21 protein-coding genes are annotated in these 21,143 nt (G+C 59.6%); 17 read left to right on the plus strand and 4 right to left on the minus strand.

The annotated features are described in order from the left end of the window. Positions 1 to 14: 14 nt before the first annotated feature. The 3 genes from prfA (at position 15) to D3Y59_RS13460 (ending at position 2,298) form a co-directional block, all read left to right on the plus strand. A complete protein-coding gene (gene prfA / locus D3Y59_RS13450) occupies positions 15 to 1,088 on the plus strand; it encodes a peptide chain release factor 1 (RefSeq protein ID WP_119445515.1) in 1,074 nt (357 codons plus the stop codon). 219 nt (positions 1,089 to 1,307) lie between these two features. After that, positions 1,308 to 1,904 carry a GNAT family N-acetyltransferase gene (locus tag D3Y59_RS13455; RefSeq protein WP_119445516.1) on the plus strand — a complete coding sequence of 199 codons (597 nt, stop codon included), beginning with the start codon at positions 1,308 to 1,310 and terminating at the stop codon, positions 1,902 to 1,904. Beyond that, positions 1,897 to 2,298, plus strand: a complete 402-nt coding sequence (locus tag D3Y59_RS13460) for a diacylglycerol kinase family protein (protein ID WP_240410370.1) — start codon at positions 1,897 to 1,899, stop codon at positions 2,296 to 2,298. The genes D3Y59_RS13455 and D3Y59_RS13460 overlap by 8 nt, the downstream gene beginning before the upstream one ends. On the opposite strand, the gene D3Y59_RS13465 is transcribed toward D3Y59_RS13460, so the two are convergent. Beyond that, complete coding sequence (locus D3Y59_RS13465) at positions 2,299 to 2,856, minus strand: RNA 2'-phosphotransferase (protein ID WP_119445518.1); 558 nt, start codon at positions 2,854 to 2,856, stop codon at positions 2,299 to 2,301. Between the two features lie 92 nt (positions 2,857 to 2,948). On the opposite strand from D3Y59_RS13465, the gene D3Y59_RS18665 reads away from it, so the two are divergent. The 5 genes from D3Y59_RS18665 (at position 2,949) to D3Y59_RS13490 (ending at position 6,109) form a co-directional block, all read left to right on the plus strand. After that, the gene (locus D3Y59_RS18665) at positions 2,949 to 3,416 is read left to right on the plus strand and encodes a DUF6970 domain-containing protein (RefSeq protein WP_240410371.1); all 468 of its coding nucleotides are present in this window, start codon (positions 2,949 to 2,951) and stop codon (positions 3,414 to 3,416) included. Between the two features lie 72 nt (positions 3,417 to 3,488). Next, on the plus strand, positions 3,489 to 3,968 hold the full coding sequence (locus tag D3Y59_RS13475) for a DinB family protein (RefSeq protein ID WP_059071650.1): 480 nt from the start codon (positions 3,489 to 3,491) through the stop codon (positions 3,966 to 3,968). 95 nt (positions 3,969 to 4,063) lie between these two features. Next, entirely contained in the window at positions 4,064 to 4,690 is a 627-nt protein-coding gene (locus D3Y59_RS13480) for a thioredoxin family protein (RefSeq protein WP_119445519.1), read from the plus strand. A 76-nt stretch (positions 4,691 to 4,766) separates the two neighbouring features. Further along, complete coding sequence (locus tag D3Y59_RS13485; RefSeq protein ID WP_119445520.1) at positions 4,767 to 5,357, plus strand: nitroreductase family protein; 591 nt, start codon at positions 4,767 to 4,769, stop codon at positions 5,355 to 5,357. Between the two features lie 41 nt (positions 5,358 to 5,398). After that, complete coding sequence (locus D3Y59_RS13490) at positions 5,399 to 6,109, plus strand: pirin family protein (protein WP_119445521.1); 711 nt, start codon at positions 5,399 to 5,401, stop codon at positions 6,107 to 6,109. A 75-nt stretch (positions 6,110 to 6,184) separates the two neighbouring features. Here the strand turns inward: D3Y59_RS13490 and D3Y59_RS13495 are convergent, their stop codons facing one another. After that, entirely contained in the window at positions 6,185 to 7,000 is an 816-nt protein-coding gene (locus D3Y59_RS13495; RefSeq protein ID WP_119445522.1) for a DUF4382 domain-containing protein, read from the minus strand. A gap of 223 nt (positions 7,001 to 7,223) precedes the next feature. Next, positions 7,224 to 10,331, minus strand: coding sequence for an AsmA family protein (locus D3Y59_RS13500; protein ID WP_119445523.1), 3,108 nt, complete (start codon positions 10,329 to 10,331; stop codon positions 7,224 to 7,226). Between the two features lie 154 nt (positions 10,332 to 10,485). Here D3Y59_RS13500 and D3Y59_RS13505 point away from each other — a divergent pair, with 154 nt between their 5' ends. Together D3Y59_RS13505 and D3Y59_RS13510 are read left to right on the plus strand one after the other, a co-directional pair. Further along, positions 10,486 to 11,559 carry a PorP/SprF family type IX secretion system membrane protein gene (locus tag D3Y59_RS13505; RefSeq protein ID WP_162910786.1) on the plus strand — a complete coding sequence of 358 codons (1,074 nt, stop codon included), beginning with the start codon at positions 10,486 to 10,488 and terminating at the stop codon, positions 11,557 to 11,559. Positions 11,560 to 11,630: 71 nt separating this feature from the next. Continuing rightward, entirely contained in the window at positions 11,631 to 12,902 is a 1,272-nt protein-coding gene (locus D3Y59_RS13510; RefSeq protein WP_119445525.1) for an SUMF1/EgtB/PvdO family nonheme iron enzyme, read from the plus strand. A 72-nt stretch (positions 12,903 to 12,974) separates the two neighbouring features. Here the strand turns inward: D3Y59_RS13510 and D3Y59_RS13515 are convergent, their stop codons facing one another. Further along, entirely contained in the window at positions 12,975 to 13,670 is a 696-nt protein-coding gene (locus D3Y59_RS13515) for a ComF family protein (RefSeq protein WP_240410372.1), read from the minus strand. A 118-nt stretch (positions 13,671 to 13,788) separates the two neighbouring features. On the opposite strand from D3Y59_RS13515, the gene D3Y59_RS13520 reads away from it, so the two are divergent. The 7 genes from D3Y59_RS13520 to D3Y59_RS13550 all read left to right on the plus strand — a co-directional run bounded on the left by D3Y59_RS13520 (position 13,789) and on the right by D3Y59_RS13550 (position 20,932). After that, complete coding sequence (locus tag D3Y59_RS13520) at positions 13,789 to 14,169, plus strand: carboxymuconolactone decarboxylase family protein (protein WP_059071658.1); 381 nt, start codon at positions 13,789 to 13,791, stop codon at positions 14,167 to 14,169. A 2-nt stretch (positions 14,170 to 14,171) separates the two neighbouring features. Next, positions 14,172 to 14,531, plus strand: a complete 360-nt coding sequence (locus tag D3Y59_RS13525; protein WP_119445527.1) for a hypothetical protein — start codon at positions 14,172 to 14,174, stop codon at positions 14,529 to 14,531. Positions 14,532 to 14,638: 107 nt separating this feature from the next. Next, positions 14,639 to 15,403, plus strand: a complete 765-nt coding sequence (locus D3Y59_RS13530) for an exodeoxyribonuclease III (RefSeq protein ID WP_119445528.1) — start codon at positions 14,639 to 14,641, stop codon at positions 15,401 to 15,403. A 211-nt stretch (positions 15,404 to 15,614) separates the two neighbouring features. Then, positions 15,615 to 19,040: a DUF4175 family protein gene (locus D3Y59_RS13535; protein ID WP_240410373.1), complete on the plus strand. Its 3,426-nt coding sequence runs from the start codon at positions 15,615 to 15,617 to the stop codon at positions 19,038 to 19,040. A 41-nt stretch (positions 19,041 to 19,081) separates the two neighbouring features. Next, positions 19,082 to 19,513, plus strand: coding sequence for an ATP-binding protein (locus tag D3Y59_RS13540; protein ID WP_119445530.1), 432 nt, complete (start codon positions 19,082 to 19,084; stop codon positions 19,511 to 19,513). Between the two features lie 4 nt (positions 19,514 to 19,517). Further along, positions 19,518 to 20,030: an rRNA maturation RNase YbeY gene (ybeY, locus tag D3Y59_RS13545; RefSeq protein ID WP_240410374.1), complete on the plus strand. Its 513-nt coding sequence runs from the start codon at positions 19,518 to 19,520 to the stop codon at positions 20,028 to 20,030. Positions 20,031 to 20,203: 173 nt separating this feature from the next. Beyond that, on the plus strand, positions 20,204 to 20,932 hold the full coding sequence (locus D3Y59_RS13550) for a GNAT family N-acetyltransferase (RefSeq protein WP_240410375.1): 729 nt from the start codon (positions 20,204 to 20,206) through the stop codon (positions 20,930 to 20,932). Positions 20,933 to 21,143: the final 211 nt, after the last annotated feature.

Genomic DNA, 21,143 nt, shown 5'->3' on the forward strand with positions numbered 1-21,143 from the left:
GACCCCAACGACCGATGCTCGACAAATTAGAGGCTATCAGCCAGCGCTTCAACGACGTGAGCCAGCAGCTGCTGGACCCCGAGGTCATGAGCGACATGAAGCGCTATAAAGCCCTCAACAAAGAATACAAAGACCTCAACAAGATTGTAACGGAGTACAAAGCCTACCAGAACGTACTCTCGAACATCGAAGGCGCCCGCGAAGTCATTGCCACGGAGAAGGATCAGGACTTTCGTCAGATGGCCAAAGACGAGCTGGACATGCTGCTTCCCGAGCAGGAACGCCTGGAAGCCGTCATCAAAGACCTGCTGATTCCGAAGGACCCGAACGATTCCAAGGACATCATCATGGAAATCCGGGCCGGGGCCGGCGGCGACGAAGCCGCGCTGTTTGCCGGCGACCTGCAGCGCATGTACATGCGCTTTGCCGAAAAGCAGGGCTGGAAGATGGAACTCATCGACGCCATGGAAGGCACGGCGGGCGGCTACAAAGAAATTATTGTGGCGGTGCGCGGCGAAGACGTGTACGGCAAGTTGAAGTTCGAATCGGGCGTGCACCGCGTGCAGCGCGTGCCGGCCACCGAAACCCAGGGCCGCATCCACACCTCGGTGGCTTCCATCGTGGTGCTGCCCGAAGCCGAGGAATTCGACATCGAGCTGAACATGAACGACATCCGCAAGGACTTGTTCTGCGCCTCGGGCCCCGGCGGGCAGTCGGTAAACACTACCTACTCGGCCGTACGCCTGACGCACTTGCCCACCGGCCTGGTGGCCCAGTGCCAGGACCAGAAGTCGCAGATGAAAAACTTCGACAAGGCCCTGCAGGTACTTCGCTCGCGCGTGTACGAAATGGAGCTGGCCAAGAAGAACGAAGCCGAAGGGGCGCAGCGCAAGAGCATGATCGGCGGCGGCGACCGTTCCGATAAAATTCGCACCTACAATTACCCGCAGGGCCGCGTTACCGACCACCGCATTGGCTACACGGTGTACAACCTGGTGTCGGTGATGGATGGCAACATCGACGACTTTGTGGAGCAGCTGCGCATCGCCGAAAGCGCCGAGCGCCTGCAAGAGGGCACGGTAGCTTAATTGATCTGTTAGCTATTGGCTTTTGGCTGTCCGCTTCTGATGAGGGCTTACCCACAGCCGTTGGCCTAACAGCTAACAACTGGCAACTAATAGCTTAAAACGGACCTTGCTGCGGTGGGGTCCGTTTTTTCTTGCCCAAGCTTAGTTTCTTTGCGTTTCACCACCTAGGGTTTGCGGCCGGCGGCCGGCAACTCGCAACCAACCTGATTGCCCCTGCCCATGGATTGTTCGCGCTGCATCACGCTCGAGAATAGCCGCGTACGGCTGCGCCCGCTCGAGGCATCGGACTTTGATGCCCTGAAGCAGATTGCTTTCGACGCCGATATTTGGCGCTACTTAACCACGCCCGCTCCGCGCGACAACATGGCTCTGGCGGCCTACCTGGCGCAAACCCTCAAGGACCGCCAACAGGGCAAGCGCTACCCCTTTGCCATCATCGACCTGGCAACCGGGCGCTTGGCGGGCAGCACCAGCTACGGCAGCTTTGCCATGCCCGATGGCCGCCTGGAAATTGGCTGGACGTGGCTGGGCAAAGAGTTTCAGCGAACAGGCGTAAACCGCGCCGCCAAGCATCTGCTGCTGAAGTATGCCTTTGGCGAGCTGGGTTGCGAACGAGTGGAGTTGAAAACCGACCTGCGCAACCACCAGTCGCAGGAAGCCATGCGGCGCATGGGCGCGGTGCAGGAGGGCATCCTGCGTAGCCACATGGCCCTGCCCGATGGTTCGCGCCGCGACTCGGTGTATTTCAGCATTCTGCGCTCGGAGTGGGACAAGCTGCGTCAGTCGGTATTTCGCGAGTACGACGGCCGTGGCTAAGCCCCCGAGCCGGCACCGCGCGCGTTGGCGCCACGAGGTAGCCTCGTTTGGCTACGCCCTGCAGGGCATTGGCGAAGCCCTCAAATCGGAACCGCACCTACGCTTTCATGCCCTGGCCACCGCGGCGGCCGTAGCCCTAGGTGCGTGGCTGCAATTGCCCAGGTACGATTGGGCTTTGGTGGCGCTGGCCATTGGCGCCGTCTGGACGGCCGAGCTGATGAACACGGCCGTGGAAAGCATTGTCGATTTGGTGTCGCCCGACTTTCATGCGCTGGCCGGCCGCGCCAAAGACGTAGCCGCTGGCGCCGTGCTGCTGGCCTCGTTGGCCGCCGTGGTGGTGGGCTTGCTGGTGTTTGGCCCGCCGCTGTGGGCCAAGCTGCTGCCGCTGCTGTAGCTATTCGGCCGCAGCACCTAGGATAAACTGCGGCGGTACGCTATCCGTCAGCCACACGCCGTTTTCTGATCGGTAAAATGGATGCCCTAGGTCGTGCATCTGGCCGGCGGCAACAGTTAGCACCACGGGGCGGCCGTAGCGCTGGCCCACACTGCGGGCCGTGGCCACATCAGCCGAAAGGTGCACGTGGTGGCGCTTTTGCTTGAGCAAGCCATGTTGCCGAATGCTGGCCAGATTACGCTCGGCGGTGCCGTGGTACAGGAAATCGGGCGGTGCTTTCGGCTGATAGCCTAGGTCGATGGAAACCGAGTGGCCTTGGTTGGCCCGAATGCGCTGCCCATCGGGGCTGAAGGCAAAGCGTTGCTTATCGTTGTGGGCCACCACGGCCTCCAGGGCGGCGCGGCTAATGCCGCGGCCGTGCTGCTGCAGGCGCTCCAGCAACTCCGTTACATTGGCCCAGCCGGCGTCATCGAGCCGAAGGCCGATAAGCTGCGGCTGGTGGCGCAGCACCAACGACAGGAACTTGCTCAGGCGGCGGTCGGAATCGGGAGTAGCCATGGCAACGCTGATTGCGTAAGGGAAAAGTAAGTAAGCCCGTCTGGCAACGCCGGGGCAAGTTGTAGATTTGCCGCCTTCTCTCGAAAAAGCCTATGCGCTGTATTGCTGCTTTTGCCCTGGGTGCCCTGCTGCTGAGCGGCTCGTGCGCCCGCCGCGTCGACCTGACCACGCCCACCGATACCTCGGAACCTAGGGCCACGGGCAACGCCTCCACACCTGCGCCTACCACCACGCCAACCACCATACCCGTGCCCGACGGTGGTCAGGTACCTTTCGACAAGCGCAACCGCCCCACGTGGCTGGACGACAAGATCAATAAATATCTGGCAGCCAAGCCCGAGAACCCGCCCATCCGCATCATGAGCTACCAGTATAAGGGCCAAACGGTGTACTACGAATCGGCTCCTTGCTGCGACCAGTTCACCACGCTCTACGACGCCAAAGGCAACGTTTTGTGCAGCCCCGATGGCGGCATCACGGGTCGCGGCGACGGCCGCTGCGCCGATTTTGAAAAGCTCCGCACCAACGAACAACTGGTGTGGCAGGATCCGCGCAAATAACCTTTTGCTCTTTACCTCGGGTAAGATGACCTACTCACACCTAGGTCCGTCTTCCGCATACACTACTCAACAATGATTAACACGATCGAAAAGCTCGGTGCCTACAACGTGTGGGCCAATGGCAAACTGCTCAGCCACCTCGATGGCATTGTAGCCACCGGCCAACAGCTGCCCGAGCGCGCCCTTCGCCTTTTTAGCCACGTACTGAATGCCCAAGCTATTTGGCTGGCTCGCCTTACGGGCACCCAAAGCCCTGTGAAGGTGTGGCAGGAGCACGATTTGCAAGGCCTGCACAAGCTGCACCAGCAAACTTCGCCTTCGCTGCACCAGTACATGCAGGATGCCGACGACGCCGAGATGACGCGCATGATCAGCTACGCCAACTCGCTGGGCAACGCCTACGACAGCCAAGTGTCCGATATCCTGACGCACGTGTGCGTGCACGCCAACTACCACCGTGCACAAGTAGCTGCCGATTTGCGCCAGAACGGGTTGGAGCCCATCAACACCGACTTTATTACTTATTGCCGCGAGCTGGCTGGCCAGGCTTAGGCCGCGCAACCTAGGGGGCCGCTCCCTGCGTTTCAAAACCCTTCCGACCCGGAAGGGTTTTTTATTGCTCCTTTACCTTATCAGCCACAGAAACCATGTCGGATAATACCACTGCCTCGGCGGCCGTGCTGGCGCCCGAGCGCCTGGCCCAGGCCTATACTTACGAATCGTACCGCCAACTCATCGACGATTTGCTGGCCCAAGGCCTCACCACGGGCCCCAACCAATCGGCCGATTTGCTGAAGTACGCCCGCCTGAACGAACAGCGCATGTCGCGCATAGACAAAACGGTGGTGCTGGTGCCCGAGCTGCAAGCCGAGCTCGACCGCCTGCAGGGCCGCTACGTGTGGCTGGTGCTGACCGAAGGCTGGTGCGGCGATGCGGCCCAGATTGTGCCCGTGTTCGAAGCCGTGGTGCGCGCTAGCCACGACAAACTAAAATCGGCCTACTTGATGCGCGACGACAACCTGGACTTGATGGACCGCTACCTCACCAACGGCGGCCGCTCCATCCCGAAGCTCGTGGTGCTGCAAGCCGACACTCTGGCCGAGGTAGCCACTTGGGGCCCGCGCCCAGCTCCGGCCCAGGAGATGTTCGTGCGCTTGAAGGAACAGCAGCTGCCCTTCGAAGAATTTGCTACCCAGCTGCACAGCTGGTACGCCAAAGACCGCACCCAGAGCACCCAGCGAGAGTTGTTGGCACTGCTGCAACAATTAGCTTAGCTGCCCCAGGGAGCCCGGTTCCGCGCCACCTAGGTGGCCCGAGGCCTCTCTATTTCCTCCGATTTACGCTTTGTTCATGTCCGTAAAACACGCCCAAACCAAGTACCCGGTAGCCGATTTCATTAAGCACCGCTGGAGCGCCCGCTCATTCAGCAACCAGCCCATCGACGACGAAACCTTGCGGACGCTGTTTGAGGCTGCGGCTTGGGCCCCCAGCGCCATGAACGAGCAACCCTGGCGCTTTGTGTACGCCCACCGCGAGCAAACCGAGGCTTTCGGGCAGCTGTGGAGTTGCTTGTTGCCTGGCAATCAGCCTTGGGCTAAGAATGCGGCCGTGCTGGTGCTGGTGCTGGCGCACAAAGCCTTTGCCCAAAACGGCCAGCTCAACCGCCATCACCTGCACGATACGGGCATGGCCACCACCAATCTGTTGCTGCAAGCCGGCGAGCTGGGCATTCATGGGCACCCCATGGGCGGCTTCGACGTGGCCAAAACGCGCGAGGCCTACCACCTGCCCGACGAGTTGGAGCCCGTTACCGTACTGGCCCTAGGGTACGTGGGCCCAGCCGAGCAGCTGGAGGAGCCATTTCGCTCGCGCGAGTTGGCCGCCCGCAGCCGCAAACCCCTCGAGGAGTTCGTGTTCGAAAACAATCTGCCCAAGCAGTAGCTTCTGCTGCTACCTGCCACACCTCATCCTGTTCAGCTGCAATGAAAACCCAACGCTTTGCCGCCGCCGAGCGCGGCCTGAAAGACATTGGTTGGCTGCAAAGCAACTTCACCTTCAGCTTTAGCTCCTACGCCAACCCTGCGCGGTCCGGCTTTGGGCTGCTGCGCGTGTTCAACGACGACTTTGTGAAGCCCGGCAACGGCTTTGGCATCCATCCGCACCAGAACATGGAAATCATTTCCGTGATGCTGGCCGGCCGCATGAACCACCTCGACACCCTAGGGTACAAAGAAGTGGTGGAGCAGGATTGGGTGCAGATTATGAGTGCCGGCGCCGGCTTGCGCCACGAGGAGCATAACGTGGGCGACGACGAGGTAAACTTCCTACAGATCTGGATCGAGCCCAAGCTGCAGAACATCAACCCGCGTTATCAGCGGCGGCAGTTTCCGCGCGAGCAGCGCCGCAACAAGCTCACTACCGTGGTTTCGAACGAGGAGGGCCAAACGCATTGCTGGATCAACCAGAACGCCAAGTTGAGCCTGGGCTACTTTGATGCCGGCCAAACGCTGACGTACTCGCTCAACCCCGTGAATAAGTGCTTGTTCTTGTTCGTGATGGAGGGCGAGCTGCGCGTAGCCGGCGAGCCGCTGCTCAAGCGCGAAGCCCTAGGTATTTGGGAAACCGACAGCCTCAGCATCGAATGCACTGCCGAAAGCCAGTTCTTGCTGATTGAGGTGCCCGTAAACCACTAAGCTTTGTTTCAGAAACAACAAAAAGCCCGCACGGCAGCTGCCGTGCGGGCTTTTTGCATTGGTGCCTAGCCGAAACTACTGTACCGCAATGGTGCCTAGGTCGGTGGTGGCTTCGTTGGTTACGGTTACGCCGGTGCGCGTGGCTTCTTTGTAAGCGCCTTGGCCTTGCGGAGCCGTGGTGGTCGGGAACAGCTTCACGGTGTAGGTGCCAGCCGGCAAGCTCATCAGCTGGAAGCTACCCGAAGCATCGGCTTGGGTGCTGAACGTGTCGGGCACCGTAATGCTCTGGCGAATGGCTAGCACCTGGGGCAGGGCCGCCGAGGGCGAAGCCACGCCGCGCAGCATGCCGTTCAGGTCTTGGGCTACTACGCGAATAACCGGCTTCAGAAGGTAGCGGTCGGAGCCGTTGCCGCGCTCTACAATGGATTTGGCCACGTCGAAGTCAAGCAGCAGCTGGTAGGTTTCGCGCTCCTTCAGGTTCACGTTCTGCAGCTTCAGCTTTACGCCCGAAGTCTGGCCGCTCGGGGTTTTCAGGGCAAAGGTGCCGGTGCGGGTGGTAACGGTGTTGTTCGGACCGAGTACCAAGCGAATTTCCTTGATGTCGCCGGGCTCGAAATCGGTATCCACGAGCAGCGCCGACTTGCCGTTCACGTACTCGAGGATGTTGATAGTCTGCGCCGTAAAAGGCAGGTTCTGCCAGCCGTCGGGGTTGCCTTCGTCTTTCAGGTGCACCTCAATCTGGCGCAAGTCGAGGTTCACGGCCCGGAAGTCGCCGGGGGCGTCGGTCATGCGAATCTGCAATTTGGCCGACTTCGAATCGTTGTCTTTGCCGCAGCCACCTAGGGCCAGGGCGGCCATCAGGGCCAGCGGGGCGAGAAAGAATTTTTTCATTGGTGGAGAAAGAGGAGGCGGAGAAAAAATGCAAGCGGGCCTAATACGAACGAACCGTAAAAAGGGTACACAGCATAAAATATACCATTTCAGCTATGAATATCCTTCGGGTAACAGCCTCGCTGCGCTGGTTGCCTGCCAGAAATCCTCAGCGATAATCGGACCAAAAACAAACCGGCCCGCCGATAAACATCGGCGGGCCGGCACCTAGGAACATTGCAACTTACTTACCTCCAGCGGAGGTCGTATCGGTTTTGGCGGGCGCAGGTTGCGGCGCCTCTGCCGGCGGAGTGGCCTCGGTGGGGGCCGGTTGCGTCGGTTGCGCGGGTTTCTTGCGGCGGTTTAGCAGGTTGTCGAGGCCTTGCGATGCCTTGGCCTTCAGCTTGGCTTCGGTTTCGAGGCGCTTCTTCTCGATTTCCTGCTGCGCCTTGGCCTGCAGCTCCAGTTGCTTGCGCTCCAGCTCGCGGCGGGCGCTGTCTTGGGCTACCTGGGCTTTGGCGGCCAGCTTCAGCTTGGCGTCGTCGACCTTGCTTTGCACTACGCTTTGCACTAGGTTCTTGGCTTGGGCCTTGGCGCCGGCCGTGGTCAGGCGCACCTCGGGGTTGGTCATGGTGCCGCCTATTTTGAGGCCCATGGTTACGCGCTCGGTGCCTTTAATGTCCTGCACGCCGGTTAACTGGGTGAGCTTGGCGTTGAGTTGGTTGCCAATTTTGCCAGTGGGCACATCCAGCGCCATTACGTACTCCAGGTTGCCGCCCACGTTGGAAGAGCCGCCCACGGTGGTTTTGATCTGGCCCACGGTAAAATCAAAGGGCTTCACGATGAAGTTGCCGTTGAGCATTTCGGCGGCCACGTCTTTGTTTTCCACCACAAAGCGCTTGAGCTCCTGCAGTTGCGTGAGGTTGCTCACTTTCGTCAGCGCCGGCGAGTTGCCTACGGCGGCGCGCACCACCTCAAACAAGCCTTTGCCGGTGAGCGAGCTGTACACGGGCATCATGTCCTGGCCCATTTCGCCGCTCACGTTGAAGTTGGTGGAGAAAATGCCCTCCACCTGCGAAGCCAGCGGCAACAGCACCTTCACGGAATTGAAAGCCCGGAAAGCGTTTTGGAAATCGAGGTTCTTGATGTTCAGGCCCAGCGCAAAGCGCGGGTGCTGCAGGTTTTTGCTGCTGTAGCTACCCGTGGTGGCAAACGCCCCACCTAGGGTGTTGAAAGTGAGCCCGCTCAGGTTTACCGTTTCGTCGTTCACGCCAACGGTGCCCTTCACGTTGTCGAGCTTCAGGTTGTCGTACACCACCTGGCCCACGTTGGCATTCAACTTCAGATCGAAGTACTTCGGAATTTCCAGCACGCCCTGGGCGGCGGCCGGCGCTGCTTGGCCTTTGGCAGTAGCCGTAGCGGTTGGCTTGCCGCTCACCTCGTCTACCATCCACTCGTTTACGTTGAAGCGGCGCGAGTTCACGGTGAGATTGCCGCGCAGCGGCTGACCAGGCGTGAACAAATAGCCCATGTAGTTGCTGATGGTGCCCGACGCGGCAATATCCGACGAGCCCACAAAGCCCGCCATGTTCTGCAACACAATGTTGGCGTTGTTGAAGGTAGCCGTGGCCTGCGTAATGCGCATGCCCTGCGGCAGGTCGGTGCTTTTGTACGTCACGTTTTGGGCATTCACGGTGCCCGAGGCCACGATGTTCTGGTAACGCTCGGCCTCAATGTCGGCCATGCTGCCTTTGGCGGCCACGTTGCCGTTGAGGCGGCCCGTAACCGTCATGCCCTCCAGCGGGAAAATCTTGGTCAGTTTGGTCAGGTCGACTACGCCTTTCACGTTGGCATCGAACACGGGCTTGTCGATGTTCTGGGCAGCCACGCGGCCCTCCAGCGGCTCGCCGTCGAGCAGCATCCGAAACTGCGGAATGTCGATGCGCGTGTCGTTTACCTGGCCGGTGGTGTTCAGCACGGTGCCGTTCAGGGTCAGGTTTTGGATGGGAGCCGGGAACTGCTTGGCTTTTACGTAGCCATTACTGAGGCGCAAAGCCGCCTGCGTTACCGGCATTTGGGTTTTGGAGTACGTGCCCTTAGCCGTTGCATCCACAAACAGCAAGCCGCGCAGCACCATATCGGGCACGGGGTACACCTTGGTAGCCTCAGCCAAATCGATGTTGGCCTTTACGCGGCCATCTACCTTCATGGGCTCCAGGCCGTCGATGGCCACGTTGCCGTCGACGGGGTTCTTACCTAGGTCCAAATGGAAGCGCTTCACGTTCACCTTCACGTTGTTGGTAAAGCCCGAAGGGTTGTCCACCTGCATGTCGACGTTGATGTTGCGAGCGGCTTCCGGCAACTCGGGGTAATGGAACATGCCGTTCGTTACCTGCAGGTTCACGCCGTAGCCGGGCATTCGCACCTCGTTCTGCACGCCTTTGAAGTAGCCTTCGAACGCCACCTTGCCGGCGGTTTCAATCTTGTCGAAGTCCTTTGTGAAGGTGCCCGGCACCAAGCTCAGAATATTCTTGAAATCGGTTTCGAGGGCCTTGAAGGTGAGGTCATAGGTGATGTCGGTATCGTTGGGCAGGCCAATAGCGCCTTGGAAGCTGAACGGAAAGTCGTTCAATCGCACCTGGTTGTCCTTGAAAGTGAAAAGCATTTTGCCTAGGTTCATGCCCATGGTCACGTCGGCCGTCAGCTGCTTCTTGTCGAGGTATGTGGTGCCGTCGTAGCTCATCGTCAGTGCCTCGGCCGTGGTCTGCGACTTCATATCGAACACGTTCTCGGCAAAATCGCCCGAGCCCGAGTGGTCGATGCCGCGCAGCTGCATGGCAAACGGGATGCTCTCGTCGGCGTAGCGCAGGCGGCCGTCGGCAATTTTCCAACCTTTGATGGTGAGCTTCACGGCGGCGGTGTCCTTGCCTTGCTCGGCCAAGGTCGAATCCGGAATGACAATGTCCCAGTTGGCGCGGCCGCTCTTCAGCACGTGCACGTTGATGTCGGGCTGCTCCAGGTTGACTTGGTTGATTTTGATCTGGTCGCCGCCGATGACGCTCATCAAATCAAGCCCAACGTCGAGGCGCGGCAGGTAAGCCAAAGTGTCGCGCGCAAACGAATCCTGCCCAATAATGCGCAGCTGTTCGATGCTCAGCGCCATGTCGGGGAAGGTGCGCAGCAGGCTTACGCTCACGTTTTCGGGTTGGTACTCTACCCGCGCCGCAAGCTTTTGCGCGAGTTGCTTGTCGAGGGCGGCTTTCAGCTTGTCCTTGAACAGCACCGGCGCCAACGCAAGGGCAGCTACCAGCACCACCAGGAAAATCAGCAAGCCCAGAAAAAATTTACGCATGGGTATAGCTTTGAAAGCGAAGCCGAAATACCTAGGCAAATGTTCGGCCAGCTTGGGTGGCAATAGAATGATGGGCGAATTTGCAATTTTAGTTCCGGCGCCCCGCAGCACCCGTGCACCAAACGCAGCCATTTCGCCGTTAGTACCGCCACCTATGCACGCCACCCCCGCCTCGCTACGTTTGCTTTGCAGCTTCCGGTTTGCTCGTCGGGGCAAGGAGCTGGCAACGGCTTTGGCAACGATTGGGGCCCTAGGTGCTGCGCCCGCCGTGCAAGCCCAAGACGTGTACTATTCGCAGCCCTACGCCACGCGGCTGCACCTCAACCCGGCTTTCACGGGCCTGCTCGACGATTTCAGCGCGACGCTCGCCTACCGCAACCAATACCCTACACTGATCGGCACGTTGCAAAGCAGCCAGCTCGCAGCCGATTACCGCTTCCGCGACCAGCGCAGTGCCCTAGGTTTGCTTGTGAATGCCGACAGGGGAGGGGGCCTTAACCTGACGCGGCTGGAGGCAGGCTTTACGTACGCCTACCGCACGCGCTTGGCCCGCGACTTGTATGCCAGCGCCGGGGCCCATGCCGCCTACGGCTCACAGCGCATCGACTACGGCAACCTGATTTTCGGCGACCAGCTCGATACCGACGGCAACTCCATCGGCCCTTCGGCCGAGCCCGTTGAGCTGTACGACCCCAAACGCTACCTTACCCTAGGTGTGGGGGGCTTGCTCTACACCAGCCAGGCCTGGCTGGGCGTGGCGGCGCACCACCTCAACCAGCCGCTTATCGGCTATGCCACAGATGCTAAGCTGCCCGCGCGGCTGGCAGCCCACGGCGGGTTCAAATACTATTTCGTGCGCAGCAACGTTAAGCAGCAGTACCGCGAGGTTAGCCTAGCGCCTACGGCCGCCTACACCTACCAAGGCGGTTCGCAGCGCGCCGAAGTTGGCCTTTACGGTACCAGCACGCCGCTTACCTTGGGCGTGTTGTGGCGTGGTGCTTTGCCCGGGCCCGGCAAGGCGCAACAGAGCTTGGTAACACTTCTTGGCTTGGCATGGAACGGCTTTCGGTTTGGTTACAGTTACGACGTGAGCCTCAGCCGTTTCAGCCGCGAAGTTGGCGGCGCGCACGAGCTCACATTGTGTTTAGAAAAGATTGACTTGCTCGAAGCCGCGAAGCGTCGGCTCAGGCGCAAAAATTACGCCGCTCCCCCTTGTCCGACCTTCTGAAAACTCGTAGTATTGCGTTCAGTTTGCCTATCTCAAGCCTTTTTCGCTCAAGGAGTTCCACGTAAACAAGTATGAATTTTTCCAAGTACCTGCGTTTAGCTGTCGTTGGCGCGTGCGCCCTGTCGGCTTGCAAAAGCGGTCCGCCTTCGGCTCAGAAGCCCGGTAAGTACTCGTCCACCACGGGCATCGAGTACAACACCGAGGAGGGCATGAAGGTAGCTGACTATCAAGGCATCCCCGAGGGCCCCGGCCTGGTGTTCATCGAAGGCGGCCGTACGGTTTTGGGTTCGGGTGAGGAAGATGTGGCCATGACCCACGACAACCTCGAGCGCACCGTAACCGTGGCCTCGTTCTACATGGACGAAGCCGAAGTAGCCAACATCCACTGGCTCGAATACCTGCACTACGTTCGCAAAGACTCGTCGGAGGAGGTTTACCAGAAGGCGCTGCCCGACACCACCGTGTGGGCCCGCGACCTGTCGTTTAACGACCCCTACGTTGACTACTACCTGCGTTACCCCGGCTTCCGCTACTTCCCGGTAGTAGGCGTAAGCTGGCTGCAAGCCAACGACTACTGCACCTGGCGTACGGCCAAGGTGAACGAAAACCTCGCCGGTATTTCCGAAGAGGGCACCGAAGAGGCTCCCAAGAAGAAAAAAGGCGGCCTGTTCGGTAAGAAAAACAAAGGCGGCGACGCCCCTGCCGACGGCGCCGAAGGCACCGACGAAGAAGGCAAGGTAAAAATCTCGATCGAGAACGGTAACACGCTCCCGAACTACCGCCTGCCCACCGAAGCCGAATGGGAATACGCTGCTCAGGCTATGATCGGCACCCAGGAAACCGGCAACGAAAACCAGGAGAACAAGCGCGTGTACCCTTGGGATGGCCGCCAGATGCGTAACCCCTACGGCAAGAAGATGGGCCAGTTCCTGGCGAACTTCAAGCGTGGCCGCGGCGACTACGCCGGTATTGCCGGTTCGCTCAACGACGGCGCCATGATTACGGAGTACATCTACAACTACCCGCCCAACGACTACGGCCTCTACAACATGGCTGGCAACGTAAACGAGTGGGTGCAGGACGTGTACCGCCCGCTGTCGTTCGAAGACATGGAAGACCTGAACCCCTTCCGCCGCAACGGCGTGCTCGACGAATCGGAGAAGTACGACAAGAAAGGCTACCAGTCGCTCATCGACGACCACGTGCGCGTGTACAAAGGCGGCTCGTGGAAGGACGTAGCTTATTGGCTCTCGCCCGGTACGCGTCGCTTCATGGCTGAAGACTCGGCTACGGCCTCGATAGGCTTCCGCTGCGCCATGATCAACCCCGGCTCGAACAAGTAAGCCACCTAGGGTTATCTAAGCTGACAACGGCCCGGACTCTCGTAGTCCGGGCCGTTTTGCGTTTTTGGGCACCTAGGCGCAGGCAATGGTAGCAATGCTAACGCGGGCAGCCCCGGCCTGCAACAACTGTTGCGCACAAGCTTCTAGGGTAGCGCCGGTGGTTAGCACATCATCCACCACCAGCACGTGCTTGCCGGTTACGGCGGCGGGCTCGGTCACTTCAAACACGTTGGCCACATTCTCCCAACGTTCGGCGCGGTTTTTCTTGGTTTGGGTGCTGGTGTAGCTGTTGCGCCGCAGCGCTTGCGCCGACCACGGCACCTGCAAACTCGCGGCTAAGCCTTCTGCAAACGCATCGGCTTGGTTGTAGCCGCGCTTGGCCAGCTTGCGCCGGTGCAGCGGCACGGGCACTACCAGGTCGATGTCGGCTAGGTTGCCGCTGGAGGCCAGCTCTTGCCCGTACATCTTACCTAGGGCCACGCCCACCTCCGATTGCCCACGGTATTTCAGCTGATGCAACAAGTGCTGGACGCGGCCCCGCCGCAAAAAGCGCAGGTAGCTGAGCACTTGCTCGACGGGCACACGGCCCCAGAAACGGGGAGCCAACGGGTTTTCGGCAGGGGCGAGCAGGTGGTAGTCGGTGTAGGGCAGCGCGGTGCGGCACGTGGTGCAAATGTGCTGCTCGCCACGGCTCAGGGCTTGCTCGCAGGCCAAGCAAGTGCGCGGAAAGATGAGCGCGATGAAATCGGACAGGGCGGTACGCAGCATAGGCATAGGCTAACGGCTACGCATACGTGCTTGGGTGCCCACCGTTGAAACCTAGGGCGCAAGCAGGTGGTTGTGGTTACTTTCGTGCTTTCACTTAGCCTTACACTTGCCGAAGCCCATGAGCCTCGTTACGGAATTTAACGACTACCGCCAGCGCATGAATGAAAAGATCATGGCGGCGGATAACAAAGTCATCAAGCGCTTTTTCAACCTCGATACCAATACCTACCAGGCCGGCGCCCTCGACGTGCGCACCAAGGAAATGCTGGGCCTGGCCTGCTCCATGGTGCTGCGCTGCGACGACTGCATCAAGTACCACCTAGGCAAGTGCTACGAGGAAGGCATCAACGACTCGGAGATTTACGAGGTATTTGCCATTGCCAACCTCATCGGCGGCAGCATCGTGATTCCGCACTTCCGCCGCGCCGTGGAGTACTGGGAAGCCCTGAAAGAAGAAACCGCTACCCCCGCCGCGCCCCACGCCGAACACAGCGCCTAGGTATGCTGAACCCCCAGGAAACCGAAGCACAGTTTGAGCACCGCTGGTGGGAGCTGATGAGCGAGTTACGCCAGCGCTTCGGCAAAAAGCCCGACCTGAACGCGCTGTTGCTGCTTATTGGCGTGCAGGAGTTGGGGCAAGGCGCGGGTCCGTTCTCGAAAGAGCAAAAGCAGGACCTGATGCACATTGCTACCTGCAAGCTGTTTAGCTTATCGGGCTACTACGAGCTGGAGCGCATCGACGAAGACGGCTGGCCGCACTACCGCCTGGCGAAACCGGTGCCCTTTGCCAACCTGAAAGAGCAGGAACGCATGCTGAAATGGCACATCCTGGAGTACTTCGCGCAGCAAGACAATGAATAGATGAATGGATGAGCGGGTGAGTGGATGGACGGATAATCTTTCATCCACTCACCCGCTCATCCATTCATCCGCTCATCTACTCATCTGCTCACCTACTCATTTATCTCTTGAAAATCATTTCATACAACGTTAACGGCCTGCGCTCGGCCCTGAGCAAAGGCTTGCTTGATTGGGTGAAGGAAGCCAACCCCGATGTGCTTTGCCTGCAAGAAATCAAGGCTGGGCGCGAGGCGTTGGACGTAGCCGGCTTCGAGGCCCTAGGTTACCATGCTTACCTGTACCCGGCCCAAAAGCCGGGCTACAGCGGCGTAGCCATTTTCAGCAAACAAGTGCCTAGGTCGGTAACGATGGGCTGCGGCCGCGAGCTGTACGACCACGAAGGCCGCGTGCTGCGCCTCGACTTCGAAGATGTTTCGGTGCTGAACGTGTACATGCCCTCGGGCACCAGCAGCCCCGAGCGCCAGCAGTTCAAGCTCGATTGGCTGGCGTGGTTCTCAACCTACATCAAAGCGCTGCGCCACACGGTGCCGCCGTTGGTTATTTGCGGCGACTTCAACTGCTGCCCCACGCCCATCGACCTGCACAACCCCAAGGCCAACCAAAACAGTCCCGGCTACACGCCCGCCGAGCGCGCTTGGTTTGCCGCGTTTCTGGCCGATGGCTACACCGATTCGTTTCGGCACCACCACCCCGAAACCCCGCACCAATACTCGTGGTGGAGCTACCGGGCGGGCAGCCGCTCGCGCAACGTGGGCTGGCGCCTCGATTACCTGTTGGCCGACAACGCTCTGCAACCTAGGCTAGCCGCGGCGGGTCTGTTACCCGATGCCGTGCACTCCGACCACTGCCCGGCTTTTGTGGAGCTGACGTAGGGGCGCGTCGCACGCACCTAGGCATTCGGTGTTGCCCCTAGGTCGTAGGGCGGCGCCACCGACCCAGGGGCAACACCGAATGCCTAGGTGCGTGCAACGCACCCCACATGCCACTTTTTCGGGCGGACGGTGGTTAAGAAGCTCAACGGCGCGGTGCTGCTCAGCCTACCGAGCGGTTTCGTCGTATCTTCCTGTACTCTGCCGTTCACCTGTGTCGAAAGGTTCTGCCATGCCGGCAACGCAATACGCTTCTTCTGCGGCCGCTCCTGCCAGTTGGCAGGCCGTACGCCAACACCTAGAGGGCTTCAAACGCAAATTTTACCTCAGCCTGCTAGTGCGCGGGGTGCTGGTAGCCGGTGGGCTGCTGCTTACGCTGTTTGTGGTCTTCAACCTGCTCGAGTACTTCTTGTACCTGCCCACCTGGGTGCGGGGCGGGCTGCTGTTCGGCTTTTTGGGGCTGACGGTTTGGGCCTTTGTGCACTGGATTTGGCAGCCGCTGGCCGCCCTCACCAACCTGCGCCGCCTGCTCTCCGACGAGCAAGCCGCCCAGCGGGTAGGTCAGCTGTTTCCGGAGGTGCAAGACCGCCTGCTGAACGCGCTGCAGCTGCAGGGCCAAGCCCGCGACAACGCCCTGATTGCCGCCAGCCTCGAGCAACGCGCCGGCCAGCTGCAAGGCATCGACTTTGCCGGCCGAATCCGCATCAAAGAGGAAACCCGCCCGCTCTGGAAGTACGCCGCCGTGCCGGCCCTGGTGGCCGCGGGCTTGCTGTTGGTGTGGCCCAGCCTGTTTGTGCAGGGTACTGAGCGCATTTTCCACTACAACCGAGCGTACTCGCGGCCCATGCCGTTCCGCTTTGTGGTTGGCAATAAGCAGCTGCAAACCTTCAAAAACGAAGATTTCAAGCTGGAAGTAACAGTGGAGGGCGACGTGATGCCCAACGAAGTAAGCGTGCTGTACGACGGCCGCGAGCGGCGCCTCACCAAAGTAGGTCCGGGCCGGTTTGCGTTTACGTTTCAGCAGCCGCAGCGCAGCACCGATTTTCAGCTGGCCGCTGCCGGCTTCACTTCCGACGACTACCAGCTGCGGGTGCTGGAGCGCCCCACCTTGCGCGAGTTTGCCGTGCGGGCCGAGTACCCCGGCTACCTGCGCCGCGCCGCCGAAACCCTGCCCAACGACGGCAACCTCACCGTGCCCGAAGGCACGCGCCTGACCTGGCAGTTCAGTACGGCCGCCACCGAGCAGGTAAAGCTGGAATTTCTGGAGCCCAACGAAACCCTAACGGCCCAAGCGGCCAACGACGACGGCCGGTTCACCATCACGCGCCAGGCCCTGCGCAGCCAACCCTACCGCGTGCAGCTGCGCAACGCCATCAGCCCGCAACGCGACCCGATTGAGTACCAGCTCACGGTGGTGCCCGATCAGGCGCCCAGCATCACTGTAGAGGCTTTTGCCGACACAGCCACGCGCCGATATTTGGCCCTGGCTGGCACCCTGCGCGACGATTACGGCTTGTCGCGGTTGGCGCTGCACTACCGCGTAGGCACGGCGCAACGCCCCGGCCAGTGGCGCACGGCACCCATTGCCTTAGCCAACAACGGCCCTGCCCAAACCTACACGCACCAGTGGGACCTAGGGCCGCTGCGCCTGAAAGCCGGCGACCAGCTGGAGTACGCCGTGGAGGTGTGGGACAACGACGGCCTGCACGGCCCCAAAAGCGCCCGTACCCGCCCCATTACCTACCGCTTGCCCTCCCGGGCCGAAATGCGCGAGCAGCTGAACGCCAGCGCTTCGGCCATGCAAAACAAAATGACCAGCGCGCAAGAGCAGAGCAAAAAGCTGCAGCGCGAGTTGGCCAAAGCCGAGCAAAAGCTGAAAACCAAGCGCGAGCTGAGCTACTCCGACCGCAAGGAGATGCAACAGATGCTGCAGCAAAAGCAGCAGATGGATCAGCAGCTCTCGGAGATGAAGCAGCTATTTGAGCAGCTGCAACAAAAGCAGGAGCAAATGGACCCGCGCAGCCAGCAGCTTGCCGAAAAAGCGCAGGAGCTGCAAAAGCTGATGGACTCGATGATGGACGAGCAGACCAAGAAGCTGTACGAGGAGCTGCAAAAGCTGCTGCAACAGCAAAAGGCGCCCGAAAGCGAGATTCAGAAGCTGCTCGAGAAAATTGAGAACAAAGAAGAAACGCTGCAGAAAGAGTTGGAGCGCGCCATGGACTTGTTCAAGCAATTGCAGCTTGAGCAGAAGATGGAAAGCACCACCGAGCAGCTGGAAAAGCTAGCCGAGCAGGAGCAGAAGCTGGCCGAGCAAACCCAAAAAGCCGCCGACAAGCCCGCCGACCAGCGCAAGCAGGAAAACGAGCAGCTAAAGCAACAGCAGCAGGAAGCGCAAAAGGCGTTCGAGGAGGTAAAGAAAGAGCTGCAGGAATTGCAGAAGATGGATCAGCAGCTCGACAACCAGAACAACCTCGACCCCATGCAGCAGCAGCAGCAGGAAACCGAGCAGCAAATGCAGGACAGCCAGGAGCAGCTGCAGAAAAACCAAAACCAGAAAGCCAGCCAGAGTCAGCAACAGGCCGCTCAAAACATGAAGGAAATGGCGCAGAAGATGCGCCAGCAGATGGAGGAAGAAGAGTCGGATGAGCAGCAAGAGAACATCGACCACTTGCGCGACATCCTCGAAAACCTACTGAAGCTTTCGTTCGACCAGGAAAACCTGATGAAGCAGTTTCGGCAGGTCGATCAGTCGGACCCGCGGTTTGTGCAGCTCAGCCAAAACCAGCGCAAGCTTCGCGACGATGCCGTGGTGGTGCAAGACTCCTTGTATGCCCTGGCCAAGCGCGTGTTCCAGATCCAGAGTTTCGTGACGCGCGAGGTGACGGAGATGAACGGCCAGATGGACCAGGCCATGGAGCAGCTGCGCCAGCGCAACCTAGGCCGCGCCACCAACTCGCAGCAGCTGGCCATGACCTCGATGAACAACTTGGCCCTGATGCTGAACGATGCCCTGAAGCAAATGCAGGAGCAGCAACGCCAAGCGCAGCAAAACCAATCGGGCAGCGGCAGCCGCGGCAAAAAAAAGAAAAGCGGCCAGCAGAACCCTGGCGCCGGCCAAATGGGCAAGTTGCAGCAGCAGCTCAACCAGCAAATTCAGCAGTTGCAGCAAAGCGGCAAAAGCGGGCGGCAGCTTTCGGAAGAGCTAGCCAAGATGGCTGCCCAGCAGCAGATGCTGCGGGAGGCACTGCAGCAACTCGAGAAAATGCAGCAGCAAGCCAAAGACGGCAAAAACGGCCAGAAAAAAGGCTCCGACGGCCAGGGGGGCCTAGGGGATTTGAAGAAGATGATGGAACAAACCGAGGAAGACCTCGTAAATAAACGGTTGACGGAGCAAACCGTTATGCGCCAGCGTCAGATCCTGAGCCGCCTCTTGGAAGCCGAGAAATCGGCCCGGGAGCGGGACCTCGACAACAAGCGCGAAGCCGAAACAGCACGCACGGTGCCGCCCGGTTTTCCGCCGGCTTTCGAGAAATATCGTCGGGAACGTAACCGTCAGACGGAGTTGCTACGTACGGTACCGCCGGCCCTCACGCCGTATTATCAGCGGGAGGTGAGCGAGTATTTTCAGAAAATGAAATAGCGCTGCCTATTTTTACGCCCGTTGCCCCCTTTCTCCACACCATGAAGCAGGTTAAAATCCAGATTCCTTCCCTCGTCGAGAACATCCGCGTGGTGGAAAGTTTCATCGACAACTCGAAGGAAACGTTTCACATTGAGGACGACATTTACGGCAACATCATGGTGGCCGTAACGGAGGCCGTGAACAACGCCATTCGCCACGGCAACAAGTTCGATAAGGACAAAAACGTGTTGCTGTGCCTTTCCGTGGACGAAGGCCAGGTTAAGTTCGAAATCGAAGACCAAGGACCGGGCTTCGATTACAACAACCTGCTCGACCCCACCGCCCCCGAAAACCTCGAGAATCCCGGCGGGCGCGGTATCTTCCTGATCCGCCACCTGGCCGATGAGGTAGAGTTTACCAAGGACGGCCGCAAAGTAGAACTTACGTTCTTCTTGCCCCCGACGTCGGGCAACGGCCACGCCACTGCCTAAAACCGTGTCATCATCCTTTTTCGGCTCCGCCATGCAAGACGATGCCCAGCTCCCGCCGGCCCACGACGAGGCCTACGACCCGTTGCACGACGCGCCGGGTATCGAGTTTGTGGTGGAGGATGTAGACTTTGAGCTGACCGACGCCACCGAACTCACCGAGTGGGTGGAGCGCGTAGCAGCCGTGCACGAGCACAAAATCGTGCAGCTTACTTACATTTTCTGCTCCGACGAGTACTTGCACCGCGTGAACGTGGAGTACCTCGACCACGACACGTACACCGACGTTATCACCTTCGACAACGCCGACGACGCCGACATCATCGAGGGCGACGTGTTCATTTCGGTGGAGCGGGTGCGCGAAAACGCCCAAAGCCACAACGTGAGCTTCCGCGACGAGCTGCACCGCGTAATGATACACGGCGTGCTGCACCTGCTGGGCTACAAAGACAAAGACCTGCTGAGCCAGACGGCCATGCGCAAGAAAGAAGACGACTGCTTGTCGCTGCGCACCTTCTAACTCATACCAGCTGCTACTTCAAAACGCCCACTTCACCGTGGGCGTTTTTTGTTTTTATAGGGTCATTGACTGAGAAACAACCTCAACCACCTAGGGTTAGGAACTATCCGGCCTTGCGCGTACTCTTGTAGCTATTCGGCACCTAGGCAGCCCTGGGCCCGGCGCTTTTTGCTATGTCCGTTTCCCCGTCTTCGTTGCCCGTTATTCAGGGCGAGGTGCTCGATTTTTACTTAAGCCAGGGCTATTACCGGATGCACCAGGACTTGTTTACCTGCCGGTTTTTGCCCCTCGACGAAAGCCTGTACACGGTGCATTGGCTGCGCCTCGACCTAGGCCGCGTATCGTTTGGCAGCGAGCAGCGCCGCCTGTTGCGCCAGAACAAGCGGTTTACGGCCGTAGTGCGTCCGTTTCGGCTTACTGCCGAGTACGAGGAGTTGTACGCCCGCTACCGCAGCTCCATCACCTTCGATGCGCCCGAAACGGTAGAGGCCTTCTTGCTGGCCGGCGCGCAGCACAACGTATTTACCACCCACGTCATCGAGCTGCGCGACGGGGAACAGCTGATAGCCGCCGGCATTTTCGACAGCGGCGAGCAGAGCCTGGCGGGCATCATGAACTTCTACGACCCAGCCTACCGCAAGCACAGCCTGGGCAAGCACCTGATGCTGCTCAAAATCATCTATGCCTTGCAGGAGGACAAGGCCTACTACTACCCGGGCTACGTGGTACACAACTACCCCAAGTTCGATTACAAGCTGTACCCGTGCCCAGCCGCTACCGAGGTGTACGATTGCGCCACCGGCTACTGGCTGCCTTTCTCCTGGGATGTTGTAGCGGCGCAATCGGCTGAATTGCTGAAGAATTGGCCGCCTAAGTTCAGCGAAGAAGGGGAGGCGGAGTAAGGTTTTTCAGCACCCTAGGTCGGTAAGCCTGCGCGCGCTACAGCAGCCTTATTGGGCTCATAACCAGCTTATCATCTAGGAAAGCGGCGGAGTGCGTATCTTTGCGCACGTTCTGAGCGGGTTAGACCACAAGTCACTTGATATACGAAAACCGTTTCTGCCGAGCGTAGAAGCGGTTTTGTGTTTTGGCACAAAACGCGGGCTAACGCTG

This window comes from Hymenobacter oligotrophus, from assembly GCF_003574965.1.
GTDB lineage: Bacteria > Bacteroidota > Bacteroidia > Cytophagales > Hymenobacteraceae > Solirubrum > Solirubrum oligotrophum.